Raw genomic sequence first — 24,864 nt, forward strand, 5'->3', positions numbered from 1 at the left:
ATTTAATCTAAAATCCAAAATCCAAAATCCAAAATTGATTAGGCGATCGTCGCCATTTTCACATCGCTATTAGCTAACAAATTTTGCAATTCATCAGCATCAACAGTTTCCTTTTCAACTAGCATATCTGCCAAAGCATTAAGGACATGGCGGTTGCCGACAAGTACATCTTTAGCGCGACGGTAAGCTTGCTCTACCAACAAACGCACTTCATCGTCGATCGTCGCTGCGGTTTCTTCAGAGAAATCGCGTTCAGCCATGATATCGCGACCCATGAACATATTGCCTTGTTGGCGACCGAGAGCTACAGGGCCTAGCCGATCGCTCATTCCGAAGCGAGTCACCATTTGCCGCGCTACTCTGGCTACTTCCTGCAAGTCGCTCGACGCCCCAGTCGTCACCTCTTCCTCGCCGAAGACAATCTCCTCAGCAATGCGGCCGCCCAAAGCTACCGCCATTTTATTTTGCAAGTAAGAGCGAGAATACAAGCCAGAATCCATCCGATCTTCGCTGGGTGTGAACCAAGTCAAACCGCCAGCGCGGCCGCGGGGGATAATGCTAATTTTCTGCACGGGGTCATAGTCGGGCATCAGCGCGCCGACTAAAGCGTGACCGGCTTCGTGGTAAGCTACCAAAGTTTTGCGCTTTTCGCTCATCACGCGGTCTTTCTTTTCTGGGCCTGCGAGCACGCGGTCGATCGCATCGTTGACTTCATCCATCGAGACTTCGGTCAAGTTACGACGGGCGGCCAAAATTGCTGCTTCGTTGAGCAGGTTGGCCAAATCCGCACCTGTGAAACCGGGTGTCCGGCGGGCGATTTTCTCCAAGTCCACATCTTTCGACAAAGTTTTGCCGCGGGCGTGAACGTTGAGAATTTCCAGGCGGCCGGAGAAATCAGGGCGATCGACTACAACTTGGCGATCGAAGCGACCCGGACGCAGCAGCGCCGCATCGAGTACATCGGGGCGGTTCGTGGCAGCAATCAGAATGATGCCAGTATTACCCTCAAAGCCGTCCATTTCGGTCAGCAACTGGTTCAGGGTTTGTTCCCGTTCGTCGTTGCCACCGCCCAAACCAGCGCCCCGCTGGCGGCCTACTGCGTCAATTTCATCGATAAATACGATACAAGGAGCGTTCGATTTAGCTTGTTCAAACAAGTCGCGGACGCGGGAAGCACCGACACCCACGAACATTTCCACAAATTCTGAACCGGAAATCGAGAAGAAGGGAACGCCTGCTTCTCCAGCAACTGCTTTAGCCAGCAGGGTTTTGCCAGTTCCGGGAGGGCCGACTAGCAGCACGCCTTTAGGGATTTTGGCGCCGACTGCGGTGAAGCGATCGGCATTTTTCAGGAAGTCCACGACTTCTGCGAGCTCTAGCTTGGCTTGTTCGATGCCGGCCACGTCGCCGAAAGTCACCTGAGTTTGTGGCTCCATTTGGACTCTAGCTTTGGATTTGCCGAAGTTCATGGCTTGGTTGCCGGGCCCGTTTTGGGCGCGCCGCACCAGGAAAAACAGTCCCACCAAAAGCAGAATCGGGAAGAACAGACTGCTGAGGGCTTTTACCCAAAAGCCTTCGTCGCTTTGGGGCAGAACTGAAATATCTACGTTATTTTTGCTCAGGATGTTGATCAGTTCGGGGTCGTTAGGCAGGTTGACAATCACCTTGTTGCCGTCCTGAGCCGTGACGAGGGCTTTGCTGCGATCGGAACTGATATTTATTTTGTCTACTCTCTTGCCTTCGACTTCCTGAATGAATTGACTATACTTCCAGACTTCCCGGCTTGGGGGCTGTTTATCAAAAAATGCGGTTGCTAAGGCAATGACTACAATAGCCAGAAGTGCGTACAGGCCAGCGTTTCTCCAGCGTTTATTCACCGAGGTCGATCTCCTAATTTTTAGTCCCTGTGATCTGGGAATTTTTATTTATGTTCATCAATCTTAACGTAATTATAACTTGTTTTTGGGTGGTGAGGAATCCCGGCCATGCTGTGGCGGTCTGAGGTGAGGTTGTGGAAACCGAACGGCCCTGGGCTTCGTCAGGAGATGCGGGTGCTGTCTTAATCGGTGAATTTCCGATTACACTATAAGAGAGAATTTGTCAATAAATTGTCTCTCGATCGACTGACAAATTAACTTGTTCGGAATTGCACACTCTTTGCACCACGTGGCATTGAAACGCAACTTCTGTTTTGACCGACAATTTGACGTATAAATTAAGATGCACCGATCCCAATTCACCGATCGCGAATAGCCCAAGGAAAACTCAAAATGTCAGATTCGCAAGATACTTTCATTTTCAACGGTCAACGGCTCGCCTACAACCGGCTCAAGCACAACAACTATCCAGCCTCGGAGAGAGCGGTAGAAATACCCATAGCCTGCAACTTTATTGCCGGATTGAAGGATAAAAGCAGACTGCTGGAAGTGGGTAACGTGCTGCAATATTACCCCGAACTGATCCCGACAGATATTGCCGAAATTCAAGCTAGAAGAATTATCGACAAATACGAAACTGCTGTGGGAGTAGACAAAATTGATTTAATGGATACCGATCCTGAAGAGAAGTATAGCGGTATAATTTGCATCTCTACAGTAGAACACATAGGACAAGGATCTGACCCGAGTGAAGCTTACGGTGAAGAGCAGGAAAAATATGATTGGCAAGGGCCTTTAAAGGCGATCGCCAAAATCTACGATTTGCTGTCAGATAACGGTAGAGCGCTGATTACAGTACCCTTCGGTAAATTCCTCGAAAGGGGATGGTATATCCAGTTCAGTCAAGATTACTTGAATCTCTTATTCGATCTATACAATATTCCTAAAAATGCAGTCAGTGCCAGTTATTTAAAGTTAGTTAAAGTGGACACTTCCCAGCCGGCGCCTTCAGTTTGGCAACAAGCAAATCCCGAAGAACTTGTTAGCGCACAATACAATGCACCTTTTCCTTTTGCAAATGCGATCGCCGTCCTAGATATTATCAAAATTCCTGCTACTCGATCGGCATTGACTCAACCCCCAACCGCCGACAAACAGCCGCCAGTATTTAGTAGAGTAACAAGCAAGCTGTGCGTCAACAGAGACTTTCAGACAGATTACTATGAGCATTGGATAGACAAACTCCAAGCTTCCAAAACTATTCACCGCAAATATTGGGAGTGGGTTGTCATGTGTCAAGCTTTGAATGAAAGAGGATTTCTCAAAGCTGGAAAAAAAGGCATGGGTTTTGCGGTTGGTAACGAACCGCTACCGTCAGCATTCGCTTCTTTGGGCTGCGAAATTGTCGCCACAGACCAAAATTACGACATCCCTGAAGCCAAGGAACACTGGGGCACAACAGATCAACTTTGCCGCGGCAAACAAGCACTTAACGAAAAGCAAATCTGCCCGCCAGAAACCTTTGACAAACTTGTCAGCTTCCGCGATGTTGACATGAACAATATCCCCGAAGACTTAAAGCAAGGTGAGTTCGATTTTATTTGGTCTTCCTGTGCCTTTGAGCATATAGGATCGATCGAACACGGGCTCAGATTTGCCAAAGAATCGCTGAAATGCTTAAAGCCCGGCGGTATCGCAATTCATACAACAGAGTTCAACTGTTCATCAAATGAAGGAACCTTAAACACAGACAATTTAGTATTCTTCAGACACAGAGACATTCAGCGTTTAATCAGTGAACTAACAGCCGAGGGATATCGCGTAGAATCTCCAGATTACTGGATGGGCGACAGCAAGTACGATTTGACGCCGATGAAAGATCTTAGCAATCAATGGGCACCGCACCTAAAAATAGAATTGGGCGGTTACATTGCAACTTCCTTGCTTTTAATAATCCACAAACCCCAGGAAATATATGCAGAATCTTACCCCCCAGTCTATGCGTATGGCGAAAAACAGCAGGAGTTGATCAAGATTTTTTATGACATATCTGTACTGGGATACGGACACTACGATTCGCGTTCTCGAACCGGTGTTGCCAGAGTCATAGAGAATATCGCATCGGGTTTAATTGCCTCGAAAGAATTCGATTTATCTTTTTCTGCCACTCGTTCTTGGTACGCTGTGAATTCTTGCCTGGATTACTTGCAGACTCAGCCCAATTTTAGGGGGATACCTTTGGCTCACTCCAGCTTTTTCAGAATTTTTGAAAGCAAATTAATCGAGCTTTACAAGATGTTAGAAAACCGGGAAAAAATCTTCCCGGAACACAGCCAAGAACCCCAATCCAAACTTTTAACAGACAACTTAAAAAAATACCTTTCAAATTCGATCGGCATTTCCAAGCAGGGCAGCCATTTAATCGACCAGGAAAGCTTGAGCGCAGCCGATATTTTCCACGCAACATTCTATCAGATTCCGCACCAAGCACGCGAGTGCAAAAATGTCAAAAAATTTGCCACTGTTTACGATTTGATTCCCATCCTATTGTCGCAGTTCTTTATCGGTAAAAATGATGACGACTACCAGAGAATGCTGGAATCTTTAAACAGCTTAACGGCCGAGGATTACATTCTCTGCATATCTCAAGCCACCAAAAACGATTTGCTAAATCACGTCAAACTAAACCCGGAAAGAGTGTTTGTAACTCATCTAGCGGCAAATACCGCTTTATTTTACCGCTGCAATGATGCGGAAAATATTACATCGGTCAAGCATAAATACGGCATTCCCAACGCACCGTATATCTTGGGTGTCAGCACATTAGAACCTCGAAAAAACATCGAACACGTCATCCGCTGCTTCGCAAAAGTCGTGCAGCAACAAGGTATCAAAGACCTCAGCTTAGTTTTAGTCGGTGCCAAAGGTTGGGAGTACGAAAAAATCTTTCAAGAAATTGCTAACTTCGGTCTCTCAAAAGACCGTATCATTATTACTGGCTATGTAGCCGATGAAGATTTAGCTGCCATCTACAGCGGTGCCATGGTTTTTGTTTACCCGTCGCTATATGAAGGTTTCGGTTTGCCGCCTTTAGAAGCAATGCAGTGCGGTATTCCTGTCATCACCTCGAATAATTCATCGTTTCCCGAAGTAGTCGGCGATGCGGGAATTATGCTAGAGCCGACAGATGCTGACGGACTTTGCCACAGCATCCTAAAACTGTACCGTACACCTGCTTTGCGGCAAGAAATGTCTTTAAAGTCGCTAGCACAAGCGCAAAAATTTAGCTGGGAAAGGTGCACTCAGGAGACAGTTGCTGCTTACAAAACAGCTTTGTCTGATTGAGAAATCTCAGCAGCTTGACTGCCTAAATCCTGTCTGCAATTCTGAGTGAAGCGAAGAATCTCAAACCATGTCAACAGCGCCATGGGGTGCGTAAGTCCTGTAAGTGTACGAAGCGAGTTAACCGAGTATGTCAATTGAACGGGAGCATCAAATTAAAGTTATTTACGATATCTCTGTCCTCGGACAGGGACACATGCACCAGCGCGCTAGAACCGGCATTTTTAGAGTAGTTGAAAGTCTTGCTGAGAATTTGGCAAACGCGAAAGAATGCGATTTGTTATTTTGTGTCAGTCAGTATTTGCATTTGTTGGATGCGAGTTTCGATTATCTGGAAACCAATCCCAAATTAGCGGGTATTCCCCTGCTGCATTCGAGCTTTGCCAGGGTTTTTTACAGGCAGCTACTCGATGTTTACAATATGCTGGGTCTTCAAATCCAAGCAAATGATGCGGGCCATGCAGTCGCCCAAAAAGCTGTTTTTGACCATTTGAAAAACAATTTACAAAATGCCGTTCAAATCATGGGCGGTTCCTTTGTTCCGGTAGATGCTAATAATTTAGAGTCAGCAGATATTTTTCACTCGCCCTACGATGAAATCCCTGTTTCGGCAAAGCAAACAAGTAAAGCTCAGATTTTTTTGACTATATATGACTTGATTCCTGTTTTGTACCCGCAGTTTCTGCTGAGCGAGCAAATCCCTTTACTTTACAAAAAAACCTTAGCAAGCATCTCTCAAAAGGATTGGGTGATGTGCATATCGCATTCAACTAAGAACGACCTTTGCAATTATCTCAAGATTGACCCTTCGAGAGTTTTCGTCACGCATCTCGCTGCGGAACCGACGGTATTTTACCTCTGCGGCGATGCGGAAAAACTTGCTTCGACTCGCCGCAAATACGGCATTCCCGATGCTCCTTATATTTTGAGTTTGGGTACATTGGAACCTCGAAAAAATCTCGACGGTGCAATCCGCAGTTTTGCTAAACTAATTGAGGAACAAAATATTAAAGATTTATATTTGGTGTTAGTGGGCACTCCAGGATGGAAATACGATAAAATTATGGCAGAAGTTTCTAAGCAAAAATTTATAAAAGAGCGGATAATTTTTACAGGATACGTCCCAGAATCGGATTTGGCAGCGCTTTACAGCAGTGCTTTAGCATTTGTCTACCCGTCGTTTTATGAAGGTTTTGGTTTGCCACCTCTGGAAGCGATGCAGTGCGGAGTACCGGTGATTACCTCAAATACATCTTCGCTTCCCGAAGTAGTTGGGGAAGCGGGAATTATGGTAGATCCCAAAGATACCGATGCGCTTTGTCATAGTATGCTGGAAATCTACAACAAATCATCGCTGCGAGAAAGTATGTCTTTAAAATCCTTGGCACAGGCTAAACTTTTTAGCTGGAAAAGGTGCACTGACGAAACTATCGCTGCTTATCGAACTGCTTTATCGTAATTTTACAGGAAACTCACCAATCATGAAGATAGTTATTGACGGCATATTTTTTCAAAGCCAGCAAAAAAGCGGGATTGCTCGCGTTTGGCAGTCTTTGATGGAAGAATGGGTAAAAAGCGGTTTTGCTGAGAATATAGTAATGCTGGATCGCGCCGGCACAGTACCGAAGATTGCCGGCATTCAATATCGCTCGATTCCGGTTTACGATTACAACAAAACCGATGCTGACAAACAAATGTTGCAGCAAATGTGCGATCGAGAAAATGCAGATTTATTTGTTTCTACCTACTATACAACACCGATTTCGACGCGATCGGCATTTGTCGCCTACGATATGATACCCGAAGTTACGGGAGGCGACCTGAATAATCCCATGTGGCGAGAAAAACATCATGCTATCCGCCAAGCATCTTCCTACATCGCCATTTCTCAAAGCACTGCCCGCGACTTAGTAAAGTTTTTCCCCCAAATATCTCCCGCATCAATTACTGTCGCTCACTGCGGCATTCAAAAACATTTTTATCCTTCTAGTCTAACAGAAATAGAAGCATTTAAAACTGCACACCGAATTGGAAAACCCTACTTTTTAATAGTGGGAGAAAGATTGGGATTCAACGGTTATAAAAATACAATTGCTTTTTTTCAAGCTTTATCTAGACTCAGCAGCAAGTACGCATTTGATATCGTTTGTACGAGCGGTCAACCTTCGCTAGAACCTAAATTACAACCGTACACTGCTGGTTTAAACGTCCACCTGCTGTATTTAGGTGACGATGAATTAAGAGCTGCTTACTCGGGTGCGATCGCGCTGATATTTCCCTCGAAGTATGAAGGTTTCGGACTGCCAATATTGGAAGCAATGACTTGTGGTTGTCCCGTAGTCACTTCTCCCAACAGCTCGATTCCAGAAGTAGCAGGCGAAGCAGCATTGTATGTAGGTGAAAATGATGTTAATGCACTGGGAAATGCCCTGCTTGACGTGCAGAAACCCGATATTCGCAACTCGTTAATTGCTGCGGGACTTGGACAATCCCGCAAATTTTCTTGGTCAAAAATGGCAACAACAGTTAGTTCAGCGTTGATGCAAGCCTGCGGCAGCGGACAGCAAATCTCGGCAAAATCGCCGGAAGATCCAATCTTATTGTCAAGCATTATCGAGCAATACCAGAAAAATTCCGCTGATTTATCCGCCCTAGCAAATGTCCGCCAAGCTAGAAAACAAATTGCTGCAATCTGGCTTAACTTACCAGCCGAACAAGTTGCAAGTGCCTTTGCAGGCGAGGCCGGCAAACAGCACCAAGCGCTGCTAACCACCGACATTAGATATGAACCGCTAACCGATACAGAAGAGACTTTGGTGAGCGAATTAGTCGCCAATGTGGCGAAAGGATTTAACGAACCAAAAGCCATCAATTACCTGCTGGCAGCCATGCTGTACCGGCGGGCAGACCAATTGCCGCTCAAGTACGATCGCGCTACAGTGCCTAATTGGTTCGCCAACGAATATCTCAAATTCATGTTTACTTGTCCGAACGTATTTCAAAGCCGAGGAGAAGCAGATACTTACTATCAATTCATCCAAGGCTGGATTGATTACTTACATACTAATTTGTTCAAAAATGCAGATTCGCCACTTTGGCAAAATATTGCTTTGTTGTTCGCGCAAGTTGCGAACTTTATCCCGCTTTATTTTACCACGGCAAACCTACGCGATATTTACACCAAACGAGCGGAAATTATTGAGTTTTCGCTCAAAAATCGCGGCAGTTCAATTGATTGTATCTTCCCAGCGCGATCGCCAAATCGGACAAAAATCCGCCTCGGCATCATCAACGACCATTTCGCACCCCAAACCGAAACCTTCGCCACAATCCCGGTTTTCGAGCATTTAAACCGCAACGAGTTCGAGATTTACCTGTACGCGCTCAACACCAGCGGCCACCAATTAGAACAATACTGTCAAAGTCGCGCCGACAAACTGGTTGCACTCCCGAAAGACTTTGCATCGCAAGTCCAAACAATCCGCGCCGACGACTTAGATATCCTGTTTTTCGGTACGAATTTAACAGCTATTAACAAACCGCTGACTTCACTAGCAATTCACCGTTTAGCGAGGGTACAAACTACATCTTTCTGTTCCCCGACAACCACCGGAATCCGGCACATGGATTACTACATCGCAGGTCAATTTACCGCGCCGGATGCTAGTTATCAAGAACAATATCGCGAACAGTTGGCTGTTCTCCAAGGTAGCGGTTTTTGTTTCCAATATGCAACAGAATCGGAAGTAGCTACAGTTAAACCTACCCGCCAAAGTCTGGGGATTTCAGACAATACAACAGTTTTCATCTCCGGCGCCAACTTCTACAAAATTTTGCCGGAGTTGAGGGAGAGTTGGGTAAAAATTCTAGCTGCTGTACCCGATTCAATCTTGATTTTATATCCCTTCGGGCCGGCTTGGACTCGCACCTATCCGGCGACACCTTTTGTCAACAATCTGAACGCTGTTTGCGCTAAATACGGCGTCAATAACAACCGCTTGCGGTTCGTAAAACAACTGCCTAGTCGCGCGGATGTGAAAGAATTTTTGCAGCTAGCAGATGTTTATCTCGATTCCTATCCTTATGCTGGGGCAACATCGTTAATTGATCCTTTGCAAGTAGGATTGCCGGCGGTGGTTGTGGAAGGAAATGCTTTGCGGTTCCGCCAAGGTTCGGCGATGCTGCAGGAACTGCAAATGTCTGATTTAATTGCTTATGACGAAGCATCTTACATTCAACTAGCAGTTACCCTCGGCACTAACCCCCAATTGCGGCAGCAAAAACGGCAGGAAATTCAGCGGAAAATGCAAGGCAATCCGCGCTGTTTTGATAGTGTTGCATATGCTGGGGCGATCGGCAAATTATTCCAAGAACTCTTTGGCAAATGGCAAACCAGCCACCTGGAAGCATCCCGCAGCTTACAGGATACCATTCCCCAGCAAGCAGATTTGGGCGATCTTCTCTCGAATGCCATCAACCTTTACCAAAGAAACTCATCAAACATCTCAGCAATATCCGAACTGCGTCAAATCCGCAAACAAATCGCTGATTTTTGGCTGAACCTTTCCGCCGAAAACCTCGAAACCGCCTACAGAAGCGCTTCAGGTAACAGCTATCAAATCCTGCTCAAGAGCGGTTTCCAACGTCAACCGATGATCGAAAGCGAACAAATATTTTTGCAGCAATTAACCCAGATTAGCAAAGGATTAGTGCATCCCAAAGCTGTCAACGCCTTACTCGCGGCGATGCTGTATTTCCCACCGGAAACCATGCGAATTCCCGATGCTCGTAACCGTTTGCCCCACTGGTTAATTGGGGATTACGAACAAGTTTTTGAGACTGAAGCCGCCGTCAAGTCTGATTCAACTTCTGACTTGCTAGCTCAATACATTCAATCCCCGGAATTTGCGAATCAACTGTTAGGATGCGTCAATCTTTACCGAATAGATTCGTCTGACGAATCGGTAGTTTTGGAACTCCGACAAATCAGAAAACAAATGGCTGATTTTTGGCTGACTGTTCCTTCAGAAAAACTAGAAAATTTTTACAGAGGAGAAGTTCGCAAGGGATATCAAGCAATACTTAGCTGCGGCTTGCAAGCAGAATCAATGACTGAAGCCGAACAAAAATTTTTGCAGCAATTGACCGAAATTAGCAAAGGGTTGGTGCAGCCTCAAGCTATCAATGCTCTGCTGGGGGCGATGCTGTATTTTGTACCAGGTAAAATGCGGGTTCCCGATGCTCGCACCCGCTTGCCGCAGTGGTTAGTTGAAGATTACGAAAAGGTGTTTGAAATCGCATTTGCGGCAACAGAACCAACACTTGTCAAACAAGATTATCTGCCGCAGTTTCTCAATCAATTAACTGCTGCCGTCAATCTTTATGAAATCGACCCGACGGCGGAATTGGTAATAGCAGATTTGCGGCATATTCGCAAGCAAATTGCCGATTTTTGGCTGAGTGTTTCCAGCGAACAAGTAGAAGTGTTGTACCGGAGCGATTTTGGCAAGGGTTACAAAGCAATGCTGAGCAGCGGGTTTATTAACGAGCCGCTGCATGAGAGCGATCACGAGGTTTTTAACTCGTTGGTTGTTGAGTTGAGTAAAGGGTTTGGAACCCCTAAAGCTGTGAATAATTTGTTGGCGGCGATGCTGTATTGTCGCCTAGGACAGTTGCGGGTTCAGGATGCGAAGACTTGTTTGCCTCCGTGGTTGTTGGCGGATTACGATCAGTTGGTTGGGGGTGCGATCGAGCTGGCTGTGAAGTAAATGCATCTCGCGTAGGGCGGGCAGCGGCTCGCCCGACAAGATATCGAAATGGGATTCAAGGGTGATCGAGCTTGCTGTTGCTTGAAAAAGTGCGATCGCGCCGCTGTTTGTATCGGGTTTACTGGTAAAATATCTCTAATTAATGATTAACGGTGGCAAGGGTGTAGCGAATACAGTGCGAACCAGCACTTATCGATCAATTAATAATGTCCGTATTTATGGCGATCGCCTGCTCAAGGCAACGCTGGTAATTCTACTCCTCTGGGGTATCGTCAGTTGGCTCCACTGGCCACCCCAAATGCAATGGTTGATGGCGGGATTAACGGCACTTTTCAGCGCTAAAACAGTAAGGATGCTAATCGTAAAACAGACTTTTCCAAGTATTGTATAATTTTTTTAAATAGAGAGCTGGTTTTTATACTTGTTATAATAAAATATTTTGTAAATTCACTCGCTAGAATTATGCTGATTACTGAACTAACTAGACGAAATATTATTGAAGCTCTCTTACCAAAGAACATCTATGGTAAGCTTCAACTTTTGGATTTTTTAGAGCGGACTTGGAAATTGTCAGAAATCCCCTCTCGTGATATCTGGCAACACATGGTAAATAACTATGATTGGGAGGAAGACTATTTATTCTTCACGTGTCTTGATATTCTTCAATTATCAGATCAGCGTTTTTTACATTTCCTAGAGCAGGTAATACACCCTATTGTTCGAGATTCAGAGAGTCAAGCGGAGTACGCTGAGCTGATCAATTTATACTTAGTCAAGGATGGATTTCGACTAAATCCAACAGAGCAGATGTCTGGTTGTCCAGTTTATAAAGCTACTAAGCTACAAGGAGGTGTACCTAGTCGAGTTAAGAATTTGATATTTGCTTCAAACGGGCATAAGCCAGAGATTGTCTTGGTTGATGCTGTGAATAATGATATTCGGATTACTCGAAATGACAAAAACTGCTTAGTTTATGAAGAATCAGTACCATCATCAGGTTTATCCTGGTCTAATTTAGTCCAATGGTGGGCAGCACTCACTAACACAGATCCTATTAGTAGTGAAACGGAGAAAGCTTTACGTGAGCGATTGTGTGACTCACTTGGCTCTGTGCCTGAACGTTTATTGTTTAATAGCTATTTTGAAAGAATTCATCCATTGATGCAGGAACCACCAGCTTTAATCCCTCAAATTTATTTGCACTATGACCCCTACACAGTTCGTGAGCGCAATGGGCAGAAAGTGCTACCCCAACAGCGTATGGATTTTCTCTTACTATTACCTCACTCACAGCGCGTGGTTATTGAAGTTGATGGTAAGCAGCATTATGCAAATGACGACGGCACAGCAAGTCCTCGGCTCTATGCTGAGATGGTTGCAGCCGATCGTGAATTAAAGTTGAGGGGATATGAAGTGTATCGTTTTGGTGGTTACGAGCTACAAGGAGATCCCGGAAAGCAAGTTGTAGAAGATTTTTTTCGCAAACTTTTTGGGCGACATGGATTACTTTAGGACTTACGCAAGTAACACAATAGAGGTTGAGAGTATCAAATAATAAGCGATCGCCCTCCTTATGCGAAACCCGACAAACAGGAAATATTATACTGTATAGCTTATAGCTGCACTACAACCCTAACCAGCCTCGAAGAGATTGCTCAAGTCGCTCAGCATCAGAATCCGCTAATTTGCCAAGCGTCGTTACAACCAAGCTTTCATGCACTGTATACAAACCTCGCTTGACTGCTGTAGCCACATTTAACCCTGCTGTTGACCATTCAGCAAGTACGAACTCACCCTCCAGTAAGGATGCAGTTTTGCTTGTCAATGGCACAATCATAATGTCTTGAGATACGTGCGGCGCACTCACAACTATTGCTGGTCTTACCTTAGAACTAGACAAGTTTGAAAAGGGATATCTAACTAAAAAAATTATGTCATTTTTAGAGGAGCTGGGCATAAACATCATCCTCAGTATTGTCCCAAACTCTATCTAGTGATGTTTGACTCGCTTGAAGTCAAAACTCAGCTTCATCATCAGGTAAGAGTGTTACTAATACTTTTGCCCCTTCCGGTAACTCTGATAACTCCAGCAGTTCAATTTTCCCTTGTCGAACAGTAGCCCTAAGTGTTTTTAGCATATCCACCTCATAAACTGTGCTTTATGCAATTTGCAGATTTCTGGTACATTGTCGCACTGAGCGACTAATTACAACCTCACACACATAGATAGAGGAAGTATTTAAGCCTGATTTAGGCTCAATTTAACACAAGTTCTGGATGTTGTGGCTCAAATAAGGGGCGAGTTACCTGACGCAAGAGCACTGTTTCTAAACTGCCTTCTACTACATTTTCTGCTTCTATTTCTAACTCGCCCCACAATAGCCGATCGCCTTGATTGGGCATTTTACCTAAATTGTGGATCACGAATCCGGCGATTGTTTGGTAAGCTTGGTTGGTTGGCAGGTTTAACCCGAGTTTTTCGTTAACTGCTGTCAGTTCCCATAGGCCAGAAATTAGTGCCGAATGAGCATCTTTTTGGACGAGAGTTACCTGGGAATTTGACAGCAGCGGTTGAGACTCTTTACTGGTAATCCAACCAGTCAGCAGCCGCACGGTACCGTTGAGAATTGCTAGCAGCGGCCACAGTAATTTTGAGCAGAGTTCGAGGGCCGGCATTAACAGCAAAGCGGTGCGTTCAGGGGCGTGGTTTGCTAATACTTTGGGGATTAGCTCTCCTAAAACTATTTCTATGTAAGTTACTAAGATGAAAGCTGCGGGAACTGCGATCGAATGAGCAGTCAGCATAGCGGGAAAATGACCGATCGGCAATTTGTCGATCCACGGTTCGATCCAGTGTACAGTCGCTCCCTCACCCAACCAACCCAACAGCAAACTCCCTGCTGTTGTGCCAGTTTGAGTCACAGACAGGTAATGCGGTATGTTGTTTTGAGCTTGGTGGACGAGTTCGGCGGTTTTAGCGGTTGGGCGATCGTCCAAGTGGGCAAGTTGGCGGATTTGATGGCGATCGGCTGATACTAATGCTAGTTCTGACGCCACAAAAAACGCGATTAAAAGGGTTAAGCCCAGCAACATTGCTAATCTCAGCATTGTTTGAGCGACTTCTATTTCCAGGCAAGTAAGGTTGTTCAAGATAGATATCTAATATGATAGAGGTTTTAGGTTAATTCTTTTATTTTAGCTTGGGATTCAGATAGCTTTATTCCGCGACATTTCGGATATCCCCACTACCCTTATTCCTAGGTGCGCCTCGGCGCACCTTACCCGTAGAACTTGTAAACTCTTTCTCTTCTCTTATCCTCCTTCGCGATAATAGGGCTAACGCGAGTTTCATCGGTTCGTTAAAAAAATCTAATTCACAACACCGGAACTCATTCCTGTATCAACTCTCCCTTACTCCCCGGAGCGAGTTAATTTCCGTAAAAGTCTGCACCGGATCGGACTTCAACCCGCCTTGAATGTAATTCAACTTCACTTCTTCCAACAAATCCGACAGCAGCGACTGCAATTCTCCGAGAGTTTTCTCATCTTGCAATTCCCGTCGCAAACTTTGATTAAATTCTTGGCTGAAGTTATCGAGAATTTTTCGACCTTTATCGTCTTCATAAGTAGTAGCTACCACATCCACGGCAGTTTGAGCCAAATAATTCGCTACCTGTTCCGTCATCTCGGTCGGCCAAATATTAATCGGAGAGAAATTTTGCAGGATTTGATAAAAATCCGACTGTTTGATTGTTGTTTCCAAATTGTGGTGCAGCAATTCTTCCAAATCCGGTTGCACCTGCGGCAAAACTTTGTAAATTGTCAGATCCAAAATCCGCTTGGTAATTTGTTCGATCGTATTGTCCTGATTGACGTGAAGGTACGGCTGCTGCGCCAGCAACATCTGCGCCGCGTCGCCCTGTTTGATCGAACTTTTAGCTTGATTGATAAACCGCACCATCATGTATTCCGACATCGTATTCGCTAAATAAGCCACCGGTTCGTAGGTAACTTGAGTAACTACGCGATCGAGATTCACCAAACCCGACTTGTGCAGCCGCACCAATACCGGCAGAATCCGCCACCCCTGCCAAATCGGTATCACCAGAAACACCTCGTACCAGCGCCTCAGCACAAAATCCAACCAAGTTACCCCCGGTTTACGGCGGGTATGGAACAGACTTTTAATCAAAAATTCCGCCCCAAAAAAACCAATAAAAAACGTATCTATTCGCCAAAACTGGTCAGCGCTTTTCAAATATTCGGGATTGGGCAAACTTGAATCAATCCCTTTAATCGGGTCATAAATTTTAACTAAACCCGGAAAATAGCTTTGATAAACAGGGCGCAACTGAAGGTAAGTGAAATGGAAAAGCACCAGCAAGAAATTGACCACCGCTACTAATGCGCTCATTTTTGCCCAAGAAATTGCTTTTTTGGACGATTTTACATCGGTGCTGTTAAAAGTTGTCTGGGAATCTGACATAAAAGTAATCTTCCGAATTTGCTAATCGATAAATCTATCTTGTGGCCGAGGCTAAAAAACTCTTAACCTACTATAATCCCTTGGACGATAAGTATAAGGAAACCAAATGCCGTGAAATTAAAAACAGTCATATCGCTGCTCAAACAAACTTTTAGTGAATGGCAAGAAGATAAAGCGCCAACCTTAGCCGCCGCCCTAGCCTATTACACAGTCTTCTCCCTTGCCCCGCTGCTAATTATCGTGATTGCGATCGTCGGTTTAGTCTTTGGTGCAGAGGCAGCCCAAGGTCAAATCGTCGCCCAACTCCAAAGTTTAATCGGTAAAGATGGCGCCCAAACTGTCCAAGAACTGATTCTTAAAGCCTCCGAACCCAAGTCGGGAATGATTGCTACTCTAGTCGGCATCGCTACACTTTTGTGGGGCGCTTCTAACGTTTTTACGAATCTCAAAGAAGCCCTCAATACTATTTGGAATGTTTCACCGCCTCCGGGACGCGGCATCTGGGGATTCCTCAAAGACCGAGTATTGTCTTTTGCGATGATTTTAGGCATAGGCTTTTTACTGCTAGTATCTTTAGTCCTTAGCGCCGTTTTAGCTGCCGTCAGCTATTGGTTGAACAGCAGGCTGCAATTACCAGTGGGTATTTGGCAGATTGTGGACTTTGCTATCTCCTTTGGCGTAGTTACGCTGCTTTTTGCCTTAATTTACAAACTTTTGCCCGATGTCCATCTTGCCTGGAATGATGTTTGGATCGGCGCCGCCATCACCTCAATGCTGTTTACGATCGGCAAATCCCTAATTGGAGTTTACCTCGGAGGTAGCGGTATTGCCTCTACCTACGGTGCTGCGGGATCGTTCGTGATTATCCTGCTTTGGATTAATTATTCCGCTCAAATTCTCTTCTTAGGTGCCGAGTTTACCCAAGTTTGGGCTAACCGATACGGGTCCAGGATGCAAGGTTCGCAAAAGAATATCCTCAACAGCGAAAACGGGGAATCCTCCGCACGCAAACCTCGGAAGAACTCTTAACATTAGACAAACGGGAAATTTGAGGTTGAACTCGCACTCCGGGTTTGACAGAATAAGCAAGAAGGAAGAGGGAAAAAGGCAGAAGGTGCAAGGCGGAACGAAAGAAAAATTTTGAATGCAATAACTTTGCTTTTTTTTTCGCTTCCCCTGTAAAATTCGGTCTTCGGGACGACCGACTTCTGCTTTCTCGAAAGCTCTACTTATTTATTCAGAGGGGTAAAATTCTACCTTCTGCTGACCTCGCATCTCTAGCAGCAAGCTGAAAGCAGGCTCTAGTTAGATATGGCTAGAAGGTGCGAGTTTGACACAGGCAAGGATACGGAAAATTCCCTTCACCCTCGTTCATTTCTATTCAGATTATCTAGAGTTTGAGCTGCTGCACGTCTCTGTCAGCAGAAGGAACTCGTCTTTCAATTTTTTCCTCCAACTTATCCCTGAAGGATGATTTATCGATCCCGCATTTTGACTTTAATACAAATTACCTAGAAGATTCCAGTCCCGGCGCAGCAGCCAAAATTGCACTTTCAATCTTCTCCTAAAATATTTTTAAATTTTGGTAAACAATCATGATTTCATTAACTAAAAAACGCATCGCTCTCATCTCCGTACACGGTGATCCCGCTGTGGAAATTGGCAAAGAAGAAGCGGGCGGACAAAATGTTTACGTGCGTCAAGTAGGAGAATCTCTGGCGAAACAGGGGTGGCAAGTTGATATGTTCACCCGCTCATCCGATCGCCAACAAGCAAGAATTGTAGAGCACAGTTCCAATTGCCGGACAATTCGGCTAGTAGCAGGGCCACAAGAATTTATTCCCCGCGACGAACTTTACGGATATTTGCCAACCTTTGTTCAAGAATTTCAGAAGTTTCAGTTAGAGTCAGGCTTTCAATATTCGTTAGTTCATACAAATTACTGGCTGTCTTCTTGGGTGGGAATGGAGTTGAAAAAATCGCAACCTCTGCTGCAAGTTCACACTTACCATTCTTTGGCAGCAATTAAATACAAGTCGGTTTCGACAATTCCGATGATTGCCAAAACCAGGCTGCAAGTCGAAAAAACACTTTTGGAAACAGCCGATCGCGTGGTGGCTACCAGTCCCCAAGAAAAAGAACACATGAGGTCTCTGGTTTCCTCCAAAGGAAATATTGACATCATTCCCTGCGGTACCGACATAGAACGGTTCGGCTCGATCGCCCGATCGACCGCCCGCCGCCACTTGGGCATAGCCCCCGAAACCAAAGTCGTGTTGTACGTAGGCCGTTTCGACCCCCGCAAGGGAATCGAAACCTTAGTCCGCGCCGTCAGTATGTCCGCGCTTCGCAAAGCCGATTTAAAACTAATAATTGCTGGTGGCTGGCGTCCGGGGGAAAGCGACGGCAAAGAGCGCGATCGTATCGGCTGCCTCGTTGAAGAACTCGGTCTGAGCGACATTACGGGTTTTTCCGGCGCCTTAAGCCGAGAGATTCTCCCCGCCTACTACGCCGCCGCCGATGTGTGCGTCATTCCCAGCCATTACGAACCCTTCGGTTTAGTCGCCATTGAAGCGATGGCCAGTGGCACGCCCGTAGTCGCCTCCGACGTGGGAGGGCTCAAATATACTGTAGTGCCACAAGAAACAGGTTTGCTCGCGCCGCCGAAAAATGAAGCAGTTTTTGCTGATGCGATCGATCGCTTGTTACTTGACTCAGTATGGCGCCAGCAACTCGGACACACAGGCCGCCAGCGCGTCGAAACCTATTTCAGTTGGGACGGTATCGCCTCTCAACTCAGTCAACTTTACACTCAACTGCTCGAACAATCCGCCCTTCAGCTTGACCCGGTGAGCGCTTAGTAGTATCACTTAGTATGGTTGAAGCCAGTTTCCCTTGATCCCTGTTTCACTCATCCGTTATAACTGGGAACCTTCAACTATAAGTGATATCAGGAGGTACTCTTGTACGCATCAAAACATCTGGGACGCCACCTGCTCCCTATGTCAGACATGGAGCTAATTCGCCTGTGGGTAAACCGCCAATCCCCCCGCAACCGGCACTTTAGCTGGCAGGCGGCTAACCATTTTCGAGTGTTTGTCGCAAAACCGCTGGCACAAGTTACTCTGACAGATGTCGAGACTTTCGCCACAGCGATGAGAGCTCGGAAACTTCCACCACGTTTTTACAAGCAAACCTTAGTAGCGCTGAAATCGCTGTTCGCCTTCGGCCAGCAAACGAAAATTTTGCCCGCAACACTCCCCCTTCACCGGTGGCCCATTCTGCGCCGGAATCGCTCCAAACGCCTTCGTTTTCAACTCTATTGGGGTTTCTTAATCTGTTTGTGCTTTTTCTTAGGTCGAATGACGCCGAGGCTGCTGTGGGGACAATCGGTCTCGGCAGGAAGCTCGCCCACCCCGAAACGCCTGCAGGAAGTTGCGGCCCTCGATTCACCAGACAAAGGAGAGAATAACATCGATCGCGATCGATCACCCGAAACTGCAACCCTGAATTCACCAGCTCCCAGACAGGATAGCAGACTCGATAGCATCGGACCCGAACGTCGAGTCAAAGCCTTTCTCGACACCATAGCCGCCGCCGAAGGAACCGCTAGCCCCGACGGCTACCGCACCCAGTACACCGGCACCAAATTTGTCAGCTTTCAAGATCACCCCAGGGAAATGAGGTGCGGTCGTCGTTACCGCAAAAAACTCTGTTCCGATGCAGCGGGGCGATATCAGTTTCTCAGCACCACGTGGGACAGATTTGCCAAAAAATTTGGCGTCCGCGATTTCAGCCCAGAAAATCAAGATTGGATGGCTATAGAGTTAATCCGAGAAAAAGGTGCCTTAGAAGATATAGAAGCGGGTCGATTAGAGTCAGCAGTGAGAAAACTCGCTTACATCTGGCCATCTTTTCGCCGTTATGGTGGTTCTGTGGAATCGTCGATGCCCACACTCGAAGCCATGTATCAGAAAAATTTGGGGATTGACCGCCCAGGATTGGTTGTTAGCAATTAGTGAACAGTCCCAGGACGAGTTTAGATTGGGGTGTGGCAATTTTGGATTAAATTTTAACATCCAAAATTGAAAATGAGGGAGTTATGGGTGATGTCTATTCTTCGGAAATTTAAAAATTAGGCTAATTTTCCATCTTCCATGTGAACGATGCGATCGGCAATATCTAAAATTCGGTTATCGTGGGTTACTAACAGAATAGTACAGCCTTGCTCTTTGGCTAATTGCTGCATCAAATTCACCACTTCGCGACCGGATTTGCTGTCCAGGGCGGCTGTCGGTTCGTCAGCCAAAACAATTTGCGGTTGACTGACCAAAGCGCGGGCGATCGCAACTCTTTGTTTTTGTCCCCCTGACAAATCATCTGGATAATAGTTAATCCGCTGTTCCAGTCCTACTAACTCTAGCATTTTTGCAGAGCGATCGCGCATTTGAGAACGCGACAAATTTCCGTGAACTTCCAAACCCATCTGCACGTTTTGCAGCGCCGTCAAACTGCGGTGCAAGTTGTGCGCCTGAAAAATATAGCCAATTTTGCGTCGCGCCTTTACCAATTGGTCTGAACTCGCTTTGCACATTTCTTGACCGATAATTTTGAGACTTCCCGATTGACCGGATCTCAATCCGCCAATCAAAGTTAAAAGCGTTGTTTTTCCCGAACCCGAAGGCCCCGTCATCAGCACAATTTCACCTGCTTTAATTTCGAGATTAATGTCAAAAAGTACCTGTTTTCGCAGTTGACCTTGACCGAAGTAGTGGTCGAGTTGGTGCGCGGAAATTACAGGTGCAGGAATCTGTAATGCGTTGGTTGTTGGGTAGAGAGTAGTAGAATTCATAACTTATTGGTTTGAGGTTTGAGATTTAAGAATAAACCGCTTTCTTCGCCGATAATGCAGAGTAAAAAGAAGAGAATGATTACCACAACTATGTGTGTTGCAAGCACTTTATAGCAAATCTGGCTTTAATACCCCCTTTATTCTTTAGTCCGCGCAGGCGGACTTCGTTTGTGTAGTAGCGGTTTCAACCGCCGAATATTATAAACTGATTCATTTTGCCTTAAAACATATCTGCCGGATCTGCTGCTTGCAGCTTGCGAGTGGCAATTGCTCCCGAAATAGTGCACATAATCACGTTCAAAAGTAATACTATAACTGCTCTAAGCAGCGTCATATAAAGGGGTAAATTTGTAGCTTTGCGAGTTAAAGAGTAGAGGCCGAAAGAGACTCCTACTCCCGGCAAAAAACCGAGGAGGGAAAGAATTAGAGCTTCTTCAAAAACGATGCCGAGTAAATAAACATTGCGGTAGCCCATCGCTTTGAAAGTAGCGTATTCTCCCATGTGGTCGCTGACATCGGTGGAGAGAACTTGATAAACAATAATCACCCCAACTACAAAACCCATCGCTACGCCTAAATTAAACACAAAGCCGATCGCAGTATTCTTAGCCCAATAGTTTTTCTCAAAATCGATAAATTCTTGTTTGGTTAGTACCTTGACATCCTGCGGCAAGTATGCTTTCAAAACTTGTTGAACTTCCACGGGGTCAGCACCCGGTTGCAGTTGAATTAATCCGGCATTAACACTCGCGGCGTTTTGTCTCGCAAACAGGCGCAGGTAATTTTGATCGCTAGTCATCAAAATACCGTCGGCGGCAAAAGATGCTCCCACTGTGAATAAACCGCTGACGTTAATAGTGCGTCGCTCAACCTCAGCTTTAACGGCTTTTCCTCGATCGATTTGCGCGATCGTCCCCTGGTACTCTCCCCTAGAAGCTCGATCGAACAACACGGTATCCGGCAATTTAATCGCGCTCAAATTTTGGTTAACTTCTGGAAGCGCAAATGCAGGGCGATCGGGATTGAAACCCACAACCATCAGCGACGTTTCGCGCCGAGTTTCGGGATTTTTCCAGTTAGCAATTTTTACGTAAAGCGGCTCGGCTGATTTCACGCCCGGTACGTTCATTGCTTGATACAATCTGCGCCTGGGGAAGGAAGACAAATTAATCAAATTTCGCGCTTGGGGGTGAATCAAAACTAAGTCTGTTTGCAAGCTTTGATGCAGCCGCGTATTGCTGGTGTAAAGCGCATTTTGAAAGCCTAGCTGCATGAACATCAAAACGTCAGCAAAGGCAATTCCTGCTACTGCAACGAGCATTCGCCCTTTGTCGTGACTCAGTTGCAGCCATCCGAGGGAAGTTCTGCGTCTTAATTGTTGTAAGGGTTTTATGAGTCCAAGCATATGATTTTAGATTTTAGATTTTGGATTTTCGATTGAAGAAAGCTACCCTGCGGTTTAAGTCTTCTTAATCTTTAATTTCCCCGATCGCCACTTTGACTTGCAAATTGGTTAATCCCGCTACTTTCTGGCTGGAAGCTTCATCTAAGCGCACTTTTACTTCCACAATTCGACCATCAATATTCGCAGAAGGATCGGTGTTAACAATGTTTTGTCGCTGCACTTGCAAACCAATATGTTCGACAGTTCCCCGCAATTCGCCGGTCAAAGCATCGCTAGTAATTTTGGCGGTTTGTCCGAGGCGTACTTTGTCCACATCGCTTTCGTAGATTTCCGCAACAGCTAGCATCTCGCGAGTTTGTCCGAGTTCGACAATGCCGTCGTTTCCCACTTTTTCTCCCGGATGGGTGTGAATTTTCAGGACTTGGGCGTCTCTGGGAGCACGGATGTAAGCTAGATCAAGATTTGCTTTGGCTTGTTTGGCTGCTGAAGCGGCGGAACTGACTTCGGCGGCGGCTGCTGCTATGTCAACGGGACGCACTTCGGCGATGCGATCGAGATTTGCTTTGGCTTCGTCAATTTGCTGGTGTCGAGATTGCTCAACTTGGCTGAGTTTGGCTTGCGCTTCGTTAATCTGCTGTTGGCGGGATTGTTGAATTTGATTGAGTTTGGCTTGGGCTTCGTTAATTTGTTGTTGGCGGGATTGGCGAATTTGATTCAGTTTTGCCTTTCCTTCGTTGATTTGCTGTTGGGCTGTTTCGGCGGCGAGGCTTTTGCTGTCGCTAGTTGAAGCGGAAATTGCTCCCTGTTCATACAGTTGGGAGTAGCGCTGATCTTCGCTTATGGCGTTGCGGAGTTCGGCTTGTAGACGGGCAATTGTGGCTTGTTGGGTTTGAATTTCTCCTTGTTGTTCGGCCCTGATGCGGGCAATTGTGGCTTGTTGCGCTGCAATTTCGGTGCTGCGATCGATTTCTAGACGCGCCACGATCGCCTGTTGCGCTGTAATTTCGTTGCTGCGATCGGCTTGTAAGCGGGCAATGGTTGCTTTCTGGGCTTGAATTTCCCCGTTTTTGGCTCCGGCTTTCACTTTTGCTAGGTTTGCTTCGGCGACGCGCACTTGTTCTTGAGCTTGGTCGAGGGCGGCCGAGAGGCGATCGCGACTATCCAAAATTGCGATCGCCTGACCTGTTTTCACCCTGTCTCCTTCTTTTACCAAAAGTCGATCGATCCGGTTCCCTTCCGCCGCACCAGAGGCGGAGACTTTAATTACTTCTCCTCTGGGTTCGAGTCGCCCCAAGGCTGTAACTGTGGTTAATTGGGATGCTGCGACGGCTGCTGCTGCGGCTACTGCATTGGGATCGGGTATGCGCGATCGCCAGATCGTGTAGCCTGTGGTTCCCCCTGCCGCCAGGGTTGCTACTGCTGCCACAACTAGGAGTTGTTTCACTAGGGATGGATTTGAGGATAAGCCGTCTGCTGTGGGTTGGTGTACCATGACATACCTCTTTTAGAGGACTAAAACTAAACCGTTTAGTTCTGATATGTTTTAATACTAAACCGTTCAGTATAATGATGTCAAGATCCCAAATAAAAATTACAGAAGCAAGGTATGGCAAGGACAAAACCGATCGAACCAGACGCAGCAGGAGGTGACAAAACCGAGCAAATCCTGCAAGGTGCGATGCAAGAATTTTTAACCCACGGCTACGCGGGGACGAGTATGGACAAGGTAGCGAAGACGGGAGGTGTTTCCAAAGCCACGGTTTACAGCTATTTTGCAGACAAAGAAGGATTATTCGCGGCCTTGGTACAGCGGCTGGCGCGAAAAAAAGTCCATTTTACAGTTCTGGATGAAGAACCCGCCGTAGCGCTGCGATTCGTTGCCACAACTATATTGGATCAGGCGACCCAGGAACCAGAATATCTCAATTTTGTGAGGTTAGTGATTGCGGAGTCGGGGCGTTTTCCCCAGTTAGCGCAGACATTTGTGAGAAACTTAGGTAAACCGGGGATCGATCGGCTTACTCAATATTTGGCATCGCATCCAGAGTTAAAATTATCCGATGCGGAGGCAACGGCGCGGATTTTTATTGGATCGCTGGTATATTTTCAGTTAACGCAGCATATGATGCACGGCAAAGATATTATCCCAATGGAGCGCGATCGATTGATCGACGCTCTGCTGCACTTGATTTTATCCCCGCAGTCCAATTCCTAAGTGCTATTCACCAAACAATGGACAAGAGTGGACAACCACTTCAAACACTGGAGAGATAGCCAGCCTGAGTTACAAACTACGTTTTTAGGGTCATGACACCTACAGGTGCTTTCCAGCTTGTAGCCCTGTCGTCAATCGTTAAACATCTGTATTTGGTTAAGGAAGTGCGATTGACATCACAAGCCCTCAAAACATTGGCGAGGAAAACATTACCTGAGCAATCAGAGGACAATTATGTCTAACTTTGTCTTCGTTTTAGATACGAACAAGCAACCCCTAGACCCTGTAAATCCGGGTCAAGCCAGAAGACTGTTAACTCAAAACAAAGCAGCAGTTTACAAGCGTTATCCGTTCACAATTATCCTCAATTATGCCTGTGACCAACCACAAACCAAACCTTACGAAATTAAGATAGATCCCGGTTCAAAAACCACAGGATTAGCCCTACTGCAAGGTGACGAGGTGATCTGGGTAGCTTCCCTGATTCACAGAGGAAATCAGATTAAAAATGACATAGAATCCCGTCGCGCTATCCGCCGCAACCGCCGGAATCGCCAAACTAGGTATCGTCAGCCGAGATTTCTGAATCGTACTCGTAAACCCGGATGGTTGCCACCTAGTTTAGCCTCAAGAGTGTCGAATATTGTGACTTGGGTTAATCGATTACGGCGGTATGTTCCTGTTACAGGAATATCTCAAGAGTTAGTTAAATTCGACACCCAAGCTATGCAATCTCCTGAAATATCAGGTGTTGAGTATCAACAAGGCGAACTAGCAGGTTATGAAATCAGACAATATTTGTTAAAAAAGTGGGGCAGGAAATGTGCTTACTGCGGTGTCGAGTGCGATTCGTTTAACCTAAAATAAGGCTTTAAATCCTTATGGGATGGTTAACCTAGCTGCATAGGCAGTTAGTGAT

Annotated in this window: 17 protein-coding genes and 1 pseudogene; 10 read left to right on the forward strand and 8 right to left on the reverse strand. The window is 46.0% G+C overall.

The window, feature by feature from the left end; all coding sequences use genetic code 11:
- Positions 1-38: 38 nt before the first annotated feature.
- Positions 39-1,877 carry an ATP-dependent zinc metalloprotease FtsH3 gene (gene ftsH3, locus QUA74_RS17420; protein ID WP_333331424.1) on the reverse strand — a complete coding sequence of 613 codons (1,839 nt, stop codon included), beginning with the start codon at positions 1,875-1,877 and terminating at the stop codon, positions 39-41.
- Positions 1,878-2,270: 393 nt separating this feature from the next.
- Here ftsH3 and QUA74_RS17425 point away from each other — a divergent pair, with 393 nt between their 5' ends.
- The 5 genes from QUA74_RS17425 (at position 2,271) to QUA74_RS17445 (ending at position 12,499) form a co-directional block, all read left to right on the forward strand.
- Positions 2,271-5,222 (forward strand): glycosyltransferase, encoded by a 2,952-nt coding sequence (locus QUA74_RS17425; RefSeq protein ID WP_333331427.1) that lies wholly within the window; start codon positions 2,271-2,273, stop codon positions 5,220-5,222.
- Between the two features lie 127 nt (positions 5,223-5,349).
- Positions 5,350-6,678, forward strand: coding sequence for a glycosyltransferase family 1 protein (locus tag QUA74_RS17430; RefSeq protein WP_333331430.1), 1,329 nt, complete (start codon positions 5,350-5,352; stop codon positions 6,676-6,678).
- 22 nt (positions 6,679-6,700) lie between these two features.
- On the forward strand, positions 6,701-10,987 hold the full coding sequence (locus QUA74_RS17435) for an O-linked N-acetylglucosamine transferase family protein (protein WP_333331433.1): 4,287 nt from the start codon (positions 6,701-6,703) through the stop codon (positions 10,985-10,987).
- 142 nt (positions 10,988-11,129) lie between these two features.
- The gene (locus QUA74_RS17440) at positions 11,130-11,378 is read left to right on the forward strand and encodes a hypothetical protein (protein ID WP_333331436.1); all 249 of its coding nucleotides are present in this window, start codon (positions 11,130-11,132) and stop codon (positions 11,376-11,378) included.
- A gap of 71 nt (positions 11,379-11,449) precedes the next feature.
- A complete protein-coding gene (locus QUA74_RS17445) occupies positions 11,450-12,499 on the forward strand; it encodes an AbiJ-related protein (protein WP_333331439.1) in 1,050 nt (349 codons plus the stop codon).
- Between the two features lie 112 nt (positions 12,500-12,611).
- Here the strand turns inward: QUA74_RS17445 and QUA74_RS17450 are convergent, their stop codons facing one another.
- From QUA74_RS17450 to QUA74_RS17465, 4 genes are all read right to left on the reverse strand, one after another.
- Positions 12,612-12,953 carry a type II toxin-antitoxin system PemK/MazF family toxin gene (locus QUA74_RS17450; RefSeq protein ID WP_333331442.1) on the reverse strand — a complete coding sequence of 114 codons (342 nt, stop codon included), beginning with the start codon at positions 12,951-12,953 and terminating at the stop codon, positions 12,612-12,614.
- Positions 12,954-13,002: 49 nt separating this feature from the next.
- Positions 13,003-13,125, reverse strand: a complete 123-nt coding sequence (locus tag QUA74_RS17455; RefSeq protein WP_333331445.1) for a hypothetical protein — start codon at positions 13,123-13,125, stop codon at positions 13,003-13,005.
- A 118-nt stretch (positions 13,126-13,243) separates the two neighbouring features.
- Positions 13,244-14,137: a CNNM domain-containing protein gene (locus QUA74_RS17460; protein WP_333331448.1), complete on the reverse strand. Its 894-nt coding sequence runs from the start codon at positions 14,135-14,137 to the stop codon at positions 13,244-13,246.
- 250 nt (positions 14,138-14,387) lie between these two features.
- Positions 14,388-15,473, reverse strand: coding sequence for a hypothetical protein (locus QUA74_RS17465; RefSeq protein WP_333331451.1), 1,086 nt, complete (start codon positions 15,471-15,473; stop codon positions 14,388-14,390).
- Between the two features lie 111 nt (positions 15,474-15,584).
- Here QUA74_RS17465 and QUA74_RS17470 point away from each other — a divergent pair, with 111 nt between their 5' ends.
- The 3 genes from QUA74_RS17470 to QUA74_RS17480 all read left to right on the forward strand — a co-directional run bounded on the left by QUA74_RS17470 (position 15,585) and on the right by QUA74_RS17480 (position 19,492).
- Complete coding sequence (locus QUA74_RS17470; RefSeq protein WP_333331454.1) at positions 15,585-16,502, forward strand: YihY/virulence factor BrkB family protein; 918 nt, start codon at positions 15,585-15,587, stop codon at positions 16,500-16,502.
- A gap of 566 nt (positions 16,503-17,068) precedes the next feature.
- A complete protein-coding gene (locus tag QUA74_RS17475) occupies positions 17,069-18,334 on the forward strand; it encodes a glycosyltransferase family 1 protein (protein WP_333331457.1) in 1,266 nt (421 codons plus the stop codon).
- Between the two features lie 141 nt (positions 18,335-18,475).
- A complete protein-coding gene (locus QUA74_RS17480) occupies positions 18,476-19,492 on the forward strand; it encodes a glycoside hydrolase family 104 protein (RefSeq protein ID WP_333331460.1) in 1,017 nt (338 codons plus the stop codon).
- 116 nt (positions 19,493-19,608) lie between these two features.
- Here the strand turns inward: QUA74_RS17480 and QUA74_RS17485 are convergent, their stop codons facing one another.
- The 3 genes from QUA74_RS17485 to QUA74_RS17495 all read right to left on the reverse strand — a co-directional run bounded on the left by QUA74_RS17485 (position 19,609) and on the right by QUA74_RS17495 (position 23,222).
- Entirely contained in the window at positions 19,609-20,325 is a 717-nt protein-coding gene (locus QUA74_RS17485) for a DevA family ABC transporter ATP-binding protein (RefSeq protein ID WP_333331463.1), read from the reverse strand.
- Positions 20,326-20,545: 220 nt separating this feature from the next.
- Positions 20,546-21,730 carry an ABC transporter permease DevC gene (gene devC / locus QUA74_RS17490; RefSeq protein ID WP_333331466.1) on the reverse strand — a complete coding sequence of 395 codons (1,185 nt, stop codon included), beginning with the start codon at positions 21,728-21,730 and terminating at the stop codon, positions 20,546-20,548.
- 64 nt (positions 21,731-21,794) lie between these two features.
- Positions 21,795-23,222 carry an HlyD family efflux transporter periplasmic adaptor subunit gene (locus QUA74_RS17495; RefSeq protein ID WP_333331469.1) on the reverse strand — a complete coding sequence of 476 codons (1,428 nt, stop codon included), beginning with the start codon at positions 23,220-23,222 and terminating at the stop codon, positions 21,795-21,797.
- A gap of 114 nt (positions 23,223-23,336) precedes the next feature.
- Here QUA74_RS17495 and QUA74_RS17500 point away from each other — a divergent pair, with 114 nt between their 5' ends.
- A complete protein-coding gene (locus tag QUA74_RS17500) occupies positions 23,337-23,945 on the forward strand; it encodes a TetR/AcrR family transcriptional regulator (protein ID WP_333331471.1) in 609 nt (202 codons plus the stop codon).
- Positions 23,946-24,179: 234 nt separating this feature from the next.
- Positions 24,180-24,788: pseudogene (iscB, locus tag QUA74_RS17505) on the forward strand (RNA-guided endonuclease IscB); the annotation flags it as partial.
- Positions 24,789-24,864: the final 76 nt, after the last annotated feature.

Origin of the sequence: Microcoleus sp. LAD1_D3 (assembly GCF_036702135.1) — a bacterium.
GTDB lineage: Bacteria > Cyanobacteriota > Cyanobacteriia > Cyanobacteriales > Microcoleaceae > Microcoleus.